General features: G+C 55.8%; 2 protein-coding genes. Both read left to right on the top strand.

Annotation, left to right across the window (positions count from 1 at the left end; translation table 11 throughout):
- Positions 1-173 precede the first annotated feature (173 nt).
- Entirely contained in the window at positions 174-704 is a 531-nt protein-coding gene (locus ACE4YL_RS10000) for a hypothetical protein (RefSeq protein ID WP_461369606.1), read from the top strand.
- 113 nt (positions 705-817) lie between these two features.
- Positions 818-1030, top strand: a complete 213-nt coding sequence (locus ACE4YL_RS09995) for a helix-turn-helix transcriptional regulator (RefSeq protein ID WP_461369605.1) — start codon at positions 818-820, stop codon at positions 1028-1030.
- The last annotated feature ends 292 nt before the right edge of the window (positions 1031-1322 follow it).

The following is a 1322-nucleotide window of genomic DNA, read 5'->3' as shown; positions in this document are numbered from 1 at the left end:
GAGGTGGGGATAAATGCCGGACGCAGCCAGAAGGTTGTCGTCCCTGCTACTCTTCATGACATATACGACGAACCCGTCGAATTTGAGTGGCGGGATGTCCGGCGTGCGAAGTGGCCGGCCCGGCCCGCCCCGCGCCGTTAAGCGGGGCACAACAAAAATAAGGAGGAAGCAAAATGCCTAATAAAACGATTTACGTGCGCGACGAGGATATTAGCCTTTTTGAGGAGGCCGAACGGCTGGGAGGTGACTCCCTTTCCGGCATCATCACCGAGGCCCTGCGGCGGTTCGTGGCCGTTAAGCGGGCGGAGATGTTTGGGATGCGGGAGCACGCCCTGCCCGTGGGCGTCCTGCGCAGCCAGGGCGATGATGATATCCGCCAGATCCGCTTCGTGGGCCGGCTGCTGGCCGAGGCGGAAGTGCTGACCGACCAGACCAGCCCCCGGGATCGGGATGGCCGGGGAACGGACTACAAAATATACCAGACCCAGGCCGGGAGGATTCTGGTCTGGTGGAAAAGGTGGACCCGGTGGGAAGGAGGGAGCGACTTCCTGGATTATGCCGTGATGAGCACCCTGCCCGGATATGATGATGAAATATCCGGGAAGGTTCACGGGGAGCATCTCCCGCCCGAAACCCTGCCCGGTTCTCTGCTGCAGGCGGCAGCAGAAGCGTTAGGGGAAGAGCTGGTGGAGTGGGTGGAGTAATCCCTTTCACAACAAAAAATCGTAAAAACCCCCTTGACAACAACCCCAGGTTGTTATATTATAATTACAACATTTAGTTGTGCTTAACAACCTCAGGGAGTGAAATGGTTGCTATGAGGGCTTGGCTAAGGACTAAAAGACAAGGAAAATCTCAAGAACAAATCGCTAAAATGGCCGGAATTACTCAGCAAATGTACAGCAAAATCGAGAGGGGAGAAGCCAACCCCTCCGTCGATGTTGCGAAGCGCATTGCCGCCGTCCTGGGTTTTGATTGGACACGCTTTTTCGAGGATGATCCGCCCGGGGACCAGGCGATTAATTTATAGGCTTTTCGCATCAGACGGCAAACCGCCGGCGACATAGAAGGGAGGCAAAGAAAAAGAACATGATCAGGCGACAGTGTCCGACTTGCAAGAGCAACTGGTATTCGGCCAATACGGGGCCATGGCCATGTGGGAGGTGTGGAGAGCTTTTGGATTACCAGCACAACTTACCACTGGAAGGAGGGGCGAAAGAAGATGAGGTTATTGACGAGCTTCGTCGGTAAGAACCGCGACTTTAGGGCCTGGCTTGCAGCGCAGAAGCGGCGGCGGACCGTAGAAGTAATCTACCTGCAGC

It is taken from the genome of Candidatus Darwinibacter acetoxidans (genome assembly GCF_041936445.1).
In the GTDB taxonomy this organism is placed as follows: domain Bacteria; phylum Bacillota; class Limnochordia; order Darwinibacteriales; family Darwinibacteriaceae; genus DTU010.
This window is presented reverse-complemented; position numbering and strand designations above follow the sequence as displayed.

What these genes read in the sequence shown, in the direction of transcription:
- ACE4YL_RS09995 (WP_461369605.1), top strand. Translation starts at nt 818, where the DNA reads ATGAGGGCTTGGCTAAGGACTAAAAGACAAGGAAAATCTCAAGAACAA.
- ACE4YL_RS10000 (WP_461369606.1), top strand. Translation starts at nt 174, where the DNA reads ATGCCTAATAAAACGATTTACGTGCGCGACGAGGATATTAGCCTTTTT.